Origin of the sequence: Clostridium sp. (assembly GCF_030532265.1) — a bacterium.
GTDB lineage: Bacteria > Bacillota > Clostridia > Clostridiales > Clostridiaceae > Clostridium.
This window is the reverse complement of the sequence record NZ_JAUNLM010000035.1, coordinates 14,597-22,717: the sequence shown is the minus strand read 5'-3', so window position 1 is coordinate 22,717 and position 8,121 is coordinate 14,597. Positions and strand designations below refer to the sequence as shown.

Annotated in this window: 9 protein-coding genes and 1 other annotated feature; of the genes, 7 read left to right on the top strand and 2 right to left on the bottom strand. The window is 25.3% G+C overall.

Annotated elements, in window-relative coordinates; translation table 11 throughout:
• A partial coding sequence (locus Q4E08_RS08465; RefSeq protein ID WP_303130162.1) for a class I tRNA ligase family protein occupies positions 1-599 on the bottom strand: 599 nt, incomplete at its 3' end.
• 332 nt (positions 600-931) lie between these two features.
• Positions 932-1,136 (bottom strand) — a binding site (T-box leader).
• 288 nt (positions 1,137-1,424) lie between these two features.
• Here Q4E08_RS08465 and Q4E08_RS08460 point away from each other — a divergent pair.
• From Q4E08_RS08460 to Q4E08_RS08440, 5 genes are all read left to right on the top strand, one after another.
• A complete protein-coding gene (locus Q4E08_RS08460; RefSeq protein ID WP_303130160.1) occupies positions 1,425-2,084 on the top strand; it encodes a YitT family protein in 660 nt (219 codons plus the stop codon).
• 245 nt (positions 2,085-2,329) lie between these two features.
• Positions 2,330-3,160 carry a pyridoxamine kinase gene (locus tag Q4E08_RS08455; protein WP_303130159.1) on the top strand — a complete coding sequence of 277 codons (831 nt, stop codon included), beginning with the start codon at positions 2,330-2,332 and terminating at the stop codon, positions 3,158-3,160.
• A gap of 167 nt (positions 3,161-3,327) precedes the next feature.
• The gene (locus Q4E08_RS08450; RefSeq protein ID WP_303130157.1) at positions 3,328-4,257 is read left to right on the top strand and encodes an aminoglycoside phosphotransferase family protein; all 930 of its coding nucleotides are present in this window, start codon (positions 3,328-3,330) and stop codon (positions 4,255-4,257) included.
• A gap of 582 nt (positions 4,258-4,839) precedes the next feature.
• The gene (locus Q4E08_RS08445; RefSeq protein WP_303130156.1) at positions 4,840-5,181 is read left to right on the top strand and encodes a PTS lactose/cellobiose transporter subunit IIA; all 342 of its coding nucleotides are present in this window, start codon (positions 4,840-4,842) and stop codon (positions 5,179-5,181) included.
• Between the two features lie 32 nt (positions 5,182-5,213).
• Positions 5,214-5,525 (top strand): PTS sugar transporter subunit IIB, encoded by a 312-nt coding sequence (locus tag Q4E08_RS08440; protein ID WP_303130155.1) that lies wholly within the window; start codon positions 5,214-5,216, stop codon positions 5,523-5,525.
• Between the two features lie 74 nt (positions 5,526-5,599).
• Here the strand turns inward: Q4E08_RS08440 and Q4E08_RS08435 are convergent, their stop codons facing one another.
• The gene (locus Q4E08_RS08435) at positions 5,600-6,658 is read right to left on the bottom strand and encodes an NAD(P)-dependent alcohol dehydrogenase (protein ID WP_303130154.1); all 1,059 of its coding nucleotides are present in this window, start codon (positions 6,656-6,658) and stop codon (positions 5,600-5,602) included.
• 248 nt (positions 6,659-6,906) lie between these two features.
• Here Q4E08_RS08435 and Q4E08_RS08430 point away from each other — a divergent pair, with 248 nt between their 5' ends.
• Positions 6,907-7,419, top strand: a complete 513-nt coding sequence (locus Q4E08_RS08430; protein WP_303130152.1) for a hypothetical protein — start codon at positions 6,907-6,909, stop codon at positions 7,417-7,419.
• A gap of 200 nt (positions 7,420-7,619) precedes the next feature.
• On the top strand, positions 7,620-8,117 hold the full coding sequence (locus Q4E08_RS08425; RefSeq protein ID WP_303130151.1) for a hypothetical protein: 498 nt from the start codon (positions 7,620-7,622) through the stop codon (positions 8,115-8,117).
• Positions 8,118-8,121: the final 4 nt, after the last annotated feature.

The following is an 8,121-nucleotide window of genomic DNA, read 5'->3' as shown; positions in this document are numbered from 1 at the left end:
TCGTCAGCGTAATCAGTAATTTTTAAGAACCATTGAGTTAAGTCCTTTTTAGTTACTTCAGTTCCACATCTTTCACATGCACCATCAACAACTTGTTCATTAGCTAAAACTGTGTTACATGATGGACACCAGTTTACAGGAGCTTTTTTTCTGTAAGCTAATCCTTTTTCATAAAGCTTTAAGAATAACCATTGAGTCCATTTATAGTAATCTGGTCTACAAGTTACAAGCTCATTTTCCCAGTTGAACATAGCTCCCATAGCTTTAAGTTGAGCTTCCATGTTTTTAATATTTTTTTCTGTTGAATCTTGTGGATGAATACCTGTCTTTATAGCAAAGTTTTCTGCTGGAAGACCAAAGGCATCAAATCCCATTGGTTGAAATACGTTGTAGCCATTCATTCTTTTAAATCTTGCCCATGTATCAACTGGTCCATAGTTAAACCAGTGTCCAGCGTGAAGTTGACTTCCTGATGGATAAGAGAACATTTCAAGAACGTAAAGTTTTTTATCTAAATTGTTTGGGTCAAATTTATATAATTGTTCATTTTCCCACTTTTCTTGCCATTTCTTATCTATGGCAGTTCCATAGTTTCCCATTAAAAATTCCTCCTTAAATATATCTTTTATATGTAGCACATAATATGCTTTATAATTTGCAAATTTAAATTTTGTTTTATTAAATTCAAAAATAAAATTGAAATTAATAACAAAATTATTAGAAAAGGAAATACATATAAAAATATTTAAAATAAGATTTAGATTAAAAATATTTTATTTCCTTTTAAGTTTGAGAGTGTTTATTTTAATAAAATATAATAAAAAAGTTAAAATCCTTACTATAATTTTTATTAATTAAAAAAGTTTAAGTTTTTATTATAAGTTCTATAAAAATTAAAGAAAATAAAAAAATCCTTAAGCCTCTTAAAAATTTAAGAGACGAAAGGATACTTCCGCGTTACCACTCTTTTTAGGAATTTAATAATTCCTCACTCAATAATTTAACGGTTTCCCGTACTTGCTTCAACACAAGTAAGCTCCTAGGCAAGTTCCTATATTTGTGATGCTATTTTGCACCAAACAATAGCTCTCTAAAAAACACAAGTTTATAGTACTACTCCTATTCAAAGCAATATATAATTAAGTTTTAAAAAATTAGTGCTATAAAAACTATAACACTTTTTCTAATTATATATTAGAAAATATAATTAAGTCAATGATATTTTAAGTTATATAGATACATGAAGGAAATATTAAGAGATTAAAGGAGAACAGGTGCCATTTGTTATAGCAATTGATTGATAGAGTTATAGATAATTAGGGAGATTTCACAATATATAGTACTTGTAATATAATACATAGTATAAGGCCTAAACAAAAATTTGTAATTTGGAGCGTGATATTTTGTATTCCAGGTCAAAAAACTTGAAAGGTATTATTAAAGGAATTCTTTTAGTAATACTAGGATCAAGTATATTAGCTTTTGGTACTTATAATTTTAATTACCAAAATGGCATTACAGAAGGAGGGGTTTTAGGATTACTTCTTCTTGTTAAAAATATTTTTAATATATCGCCATCAGTAACTAATCTTATAATAGATTTTTCATTATTTGCTCTTGGAGCAAGATTTTTTGGAAAAAGATTTTTAATTTTTTCTATATTCTCAACAGCTTGCTTTTCAGTATTTTATAGAATATTTGAAAGCGTAGGTTTTGTTGTGCCAAGCCTTAATGAATATATGATTTTTGGAAGTATTTTTGCAGGACTTTTTGTAGGAGTTGGTGTAGGATTTGTACTTCGTGGAGGAGGAGCATCAGGTGGAGATGATGTTATTGCTCTTTTAGGTAGTAAATTTACTCCTTTAAAGGTTAATCATGTTTATATGTTAACTGATGCCATAGTACTGTTACTTTCATTAGTATATTTAAGGGTAGATCAGGTTATGTATTCTATATTAGCTGTTACTATAAGTGGAAATCTTATTGAGATTATATATGAATATAAAAATAAAAGTATTGAAAATGATAAGATAAATAAAGATGAAGAAGAAAATATAGATACAAAAAAATCTATAACAACATAGAGATTTTAAGCTATTATAGTTAATTCTATAATAGCTTTTTTGTTTTAGATAATTATATTTTATATGTAATAATATTATATTAAAAAAATATGTATCGATACATTTGACTGCTTGTACTTAAGGTAATAACATAAAATAGAGATTATTAAATATTAAATTTTGGAACAATAATTAGTGTATAAAAAGTAAAAAATAATTTAAAGTATGAGAATATAAATAAATTTGAGGTTTAGGAGATAAGGGTTATGAAGAAGCCAATAGATAGAGTATTAATGATAAATAGTTTTTGTACAGTAGGAAAGGTTTCTATTACAAATATGATGCCTATTATGAGCGTTAGAGGAATAGAAGCATGTCCAATGCCTTCAATAGTATTATCAAGTCATACTGAAGGTTTTAAAGATATTGCTACATTCACTGGTAAAACTTTTATAGAAGATGCAACTAGAAGTATGAAAGAAAATAATATATATTTTGATTTAAATTATATTGGATATTTAGGAAATATAGAAAATATAAATCAAACACAAAATTATTTGAAGGAAGTAAAAGATTGTATAAATATAATTGATCCAATATTTGCTGATGATTTTAAATTATATAGTGGATTTGATATGAATTATGTTTATAAAATTAGGGAACTTTTAAAATATAGCAATATAATTACTCCAAATTTTACTGAAGCTTTATTTTTAACAGGAAGGGAAAAAGAAATTAGAGAAATTTATAATGAAGATTATATTAAAGATATAATTTATGATTTAAGAGAACTTGGAGCTAAAAATATAATTATAACTTCAGTACCATCAAGTAAGGAAAATGAATTAAAAATAGCTGTATTTGATGGAGAAGATTTAACTTTTGTAACTCATGAAAAGATGAAAAAATCATATACAGGTACTGGAGATATTTTTGCTGGAGTTTTATGCACAGAAGTTTTAAGAGGAACAGATTTAGTTACTGCTTCAAGAAGGTCTGGGGAATTTGTTAAAGATTGTATTGAATATAGTATGCAATTTGATTATCCAGCTATTGAAGGAGTTTTACTTGAAAAGCAATTATATAGATTAATTTAAAAAGTATGGTAACATTACCATGCTTTTTTATGTTTATACATAATATAATAAGAATATTGGTATTAGTTTATTAAAAAAATAATAATATAAAAATATATGACTTAAAAGATTTTAAAATTATAATTGTACTAAAACATTAAACTATTTTTATAATAGGTGGTGAAATTATGGTTAATATTTTAAATAATATCCCTTTGAAAATAAATGCTGTAAAAGTGGAGCATCTATTAAAAGGTTGGTCAAGTGATAAAAAATTTTATATTGAAGATGATAAAGGTAATAAGTACTTACTTAGAGTTAACGATATTTCACAAAAAGAAAATAAATTTAATGAATATAAAAGCATAAAGCTATGTGAAAAACTAAAAATAAAAACATCCAAAGCTATTGAAGTTGGTGTTTCTAAAGATTTAAAGTATGTTTATATATTACTTAAGTGGGTTGAAGGATATGATGCACTAGAAAAAATAAAGGAATTTAATGAAAAGGAACAATATAAGCTTGGTGTAAAATCAGGGGTAATTTTAAAGAAGATACATACAATAAATCCTTTTGAGTTTAAAGGAACTTGGGAAAAAAGATATGAAGAAAAAATAGAAAGAAAAATTAAGCTTTATAAAGAATGTGGATATAAAATAAATGAAGATTTAAAGATGATTAACTTTATAAATAATTTAAAACCTTATATAAAGGGAAGAAAGCAAAGTTTTCATCACGGAGATTATCATATTGGAAATTTAATTATTACTGATAATAACAATATTGGAGTAATTGATTTTAATAGGTTTGATTATGGTGATCCATGGGAAGAGTTTAATAGAATATTTTTCTCATGGAGAGTAAGTGTTCCGTTTGCAATTGGTCAAATTCATGGATATTTTAATAATAAAGTACCAGAGGAATTTTTTAGGCTTTTAGCATTGTATGTTTGTACAAACTCTTTATCTGCAGTTTCATGGGCAGTTCCTTTTGGAGATAAAGAAATTAATTTTATGATTGAAAACGCCAATAATCTTGTAAAGTGGTATGATGAATTTAATACAGTTATTCCAGTTTGGTACAAAGGTCCAGAGGATATGAAGTTATTATATAAATAAATTATTATATATCTAGAAATAATAATTTAAGTCGTTTAGCTTGATATGAATTTAATATATAAATAGATTATTTAACTTGGATTTTACTGGAGCTGTCAATATTAATTTAATATAGAAATAGATTATACTAATAAAGGCATATAACTTTAGATTAAAAGTTATATGCCTTTTATTATTTTCTCTTAAAGAAATTTAAATATATCAATAAAATTATAAGTACTAATATAAGAAAAAATAAAAATAATAAGTCTTTGTTGAAAATAAATGATACAAAACTTGTTCCCATAAATATCCCCCTTTAACCTCTTCTTTTACATAAATTTATGTTGTAAATTAGAGAAAATGTTTAATATTAATAATCATTTGAAGTATAAATTAAGTGAAACAAAATCCTATATTAAAATATAAAATTTAAAAACTAAAATTAAATTAGAAAAATAAATTATATATAATATTTTACCTTATATTTCCATAAATATTAATGAGATTAGATTTATAAATAATAAAAATTATTAAATGGAGTAGGTTAATAAAAAATTTAAATATAATAATAAATAAAGTTTAAATAGGGGTGATTGTTTTATGAGTAATCTAAATATGAAACAAGTAATGCTTGATATAATATATAATGCTGGAGAAGCTAAAGCTTTAGCTTATGAAGCTTTAAATGAAGCTAAGGTTGAAAGATTTGATAAAGCAGAAAAGCTTCTTAAGAAGTCTGACGAGTTACTTTTAAAGGCTAATTCAATTGAACATAAAATTATTCAGGAAGAAGCAGCAGGTAATAATATAGAAGTAACAATTTTAATGGTACATGCTCAAGACCATTTAATGACAGCAATAGAAGCTAAAAATTTAATAGAAGGCATAATTGATTTTTATAAAATAAAGACATATTCAGATAGTTCATATAACCCTATTTAATTAATAAATTTTAAGGGGGAAATTAATTAAAAATGTTAAAGGTTTTATTTGTTTGTTCTCAAGGAATAACAAGTGCAATTGCAGTTAATGAATTAAAAAAGGCAGCTGATAAAGAAGGAATTAAAATGGTAGTATCAGCAGTTAGCACTCAAGAATTTGAAGATGAAATAAAAAATGGATATGATATTGCAATGATAGCACCTCAAGTTAGGCATAGATTTGATTATTTAAAAAATCATGCAAAGAATTTTGATACTCCATTTGCATTAATTGAATCACAAGGTTATAGACAACTTGGTGGTGATAAGCTTTTAGAACAAGTTAAGGAGGTTCTTAAATTATAATTTAGTTCAATAAAAGTTAAATAAGAAAAAAGTATAGATTTAAATAAAAATCTATACTTTTTTATTAATTTTTATTATTCAATAAAAACAACTGGTTTAATTAAATTTTTTGGCTTGTCCTTCATTAAAAGAAGAGCTTCCTCTATTTTATCAAATCCAGTGAAGCGATGTGTTATTAATTTAGAAGGATCTACACGTTTTGTTTCAATTAAGGAAATAAGTTTTTCCATACGTAGACGTCCTCCAGGCATTAATCCAGCAGAAATTTGCTTATGTGCCATTCCGCATCCCCATTCAACACGTGGGATTTTTACATAATCACCTTCACCAAGATAATTTACATTTCCAATTTTTCCACCAGGTTTAAGTACTTTAATAGCTGTGCTGAAAGTATCTACATCTCCACCGGCAATAATAACTTTATCAACACCTTTTCCATTTGTTAGTTTCATAACTTGATCTTCAATTGAACCATTTTTATAATTAATTATGTGTGTAGCTCCATAATCTTTAGCAATTTCAATACAGTTTGGTCTACTTCCAACAGCATAAATTTCAGAAGCACCTCTAATTGCTGCACCAGCTACTGACATAAGTCCAACTGGACCAATTCCTATAACAAGTACTTTATCTCCAAATTGAACATCTGCAAGTTCAACACCATGGAATCCTGTAGGCATCATATCACAAAGCATAACTCCAGATGCATCATCAATGGATTCTGGAAGAATAGCCATATTTCCATCAGCATCATTTACATGAAAATATTCTGCAAATACCCCATCTTTAAAATTTGAGAATTTCCAACCAGATAACATTCCACCAGAATGCATAGCATAACCAGCTTGAGCTTCTAAAGAATCCCAATCTGGTGTAATAGCAGGAACAACAACTCTATCTCCAGGTTTAAAATCCTTTACTTCACTTCCAACAGCTTCTACAATACCAACAGCTTCATGTCCTAAAATCATATCTTTACGATCACCAATTGCACCAGCCCATACTGTATGAACATCTGATGTACATGGTGAAAGGGCAGTAGGTCTAACAAGTGCATCCTTTGCACCTAGAGAAGGAACTTCCTTTTCTACCCAACCAATTTCTCCTATTTTTTTCATTGCAAAACCTTTCATTAAGTCTCAACCTCCTTTGAAATTTTACTATATAATTATAACACATAGAATGGGATATTAGTAAAATATATAATAAAATGTATTTAAATGGAACACTATAATTTAATATTTATTTAAATAGAGAAATTAATAATATCATTAATAATTGGTTAGACAAGAAAAAAATGGTATAATTTATGTAATTATTATAACTTTACAAAAAATATAACAAAATAGCTTTAACTACTAAAAGAAAAAGGGGGATAACTTTGGATTATTTTGGAGTTTTTCTAGGTGTTGTTTTCTTTATAATAAATATAATACTTATTATAAAAACAATAAAAAGTAAAAAAGAATTAAAAGGTTATGAATATAATATTGTAGATTTAAATTTAAAAAATGGAAGAGAGAAAAATAATTATAAAATTTCTTATTATTCAATAATAATTATGATAGTCTCTATTCAAATCATGGTTATATGTTCATTAATAGTAGGAGATATTAAATTTATAATGTTTGTAGGTTCTTTTTATGCAATGATATTAGCTTTAAATAATCAATATTTTTATGTATCTAAAAATAGAATTGGAACTTTATATAAAATAAATAATACAGAAAATATTAATTATATTGAAGCAGAGTTTAATAAGGACTATTGTAAGATGAAACTTTGTTATAAAGATAAAAGTGAAAAGAAATTATCTTTAAGATGTCGTAACACAAATGGACTTATAAAAAAATTAAGAGACCATAATTATGAAGTTCATTATATACAAAATTAAATGGCAGTATTACATAAAAGTGATGCTGCTAAAATTTTATGTATAAAATAAGTTTTTATATAGTTAAATTTAAGAATATCTTTAGAAATAGTTGATATAATTGTTTACAAGTAAATTAATAATAAAATAATGTAAGATTATAATATAAAATTTAGGACATTATAAAGTTATAAAATAAATTAACAAAGGAGGAAGTTTATTTGGAAATCTTTAATATATGCTTAATTACAGTGCTTACAATATTTAATTGTTTTCTTTTTATCGCTTTTATGAAAAATGGAATATACTTAAAGAAAAATAGTGCGGAATTTGTTGACCTTTTAAAAAAAGGATTAAAAATTAGAAGAATTAATTTTAACTTTATAGTTTTACTTTTAGCTATACAAGTTGGGTTATTTCTTATAGCATATTTAAAAGAAGAAAATTTATACTTCGTACTTATAATATACATATCACTTATGATTATTAATGACAGAGGATTTTATGTAAGTGATAAAAAAATTGGTAAGATGCTTAAGCTTCAAGATACAGAAGGTGTAGAGTATATAACAATAGCTCGTACTATTGACTATGCAGAGTTTACATTAGTTTATAATGATAACAGTATCAAGAAAATTAGAACACAAAACAAAAATGTAGAAGGAATAGAAGATGCATTAAAAGATTGTGGATATGAAGTTTATGAGAAGTCAAAATAATTAA

Bases quoted from the DNA above. Each gene is read 5' to 3' on its own strand.
- Q4E08_RS08455 (WP_303130159.1), top strand. From the start codon at position 2,330: ATGAAGAAGCCAATAGATAGAGTATTAATGATAAATAGTTTTTGTACA.
- Q4E08_RS08450 (WP_303130157.1), top strand. From the start codon at position 3,328: ATGGTTAATATTTTAAATAATATCCCTTTGAAAATAAATGCTGTAAAA.
- Q4E08_RS08445 (WP_303130156.1), top strand. From the start codon at position 4,840: ATGAGTAATCTAAATATGAAACAAGTAATGCTTGATATAATATATAAT.
- Q4E08_RS08440 (WP_303130155.1), top strand. From the start codon at position 5,214: ATGTTAAAGGTTTTATTTGTTTGTTCTCAAGGAATAACAAGTGCAATT.
- Q4E08_RS08435 (WP_303130154.1), bottom strand. From the start codon at position 6,658: ATGAAAGGTTTTGCAATGAAAAAAATAGGAGAAATTGGTTGGGTAGAA.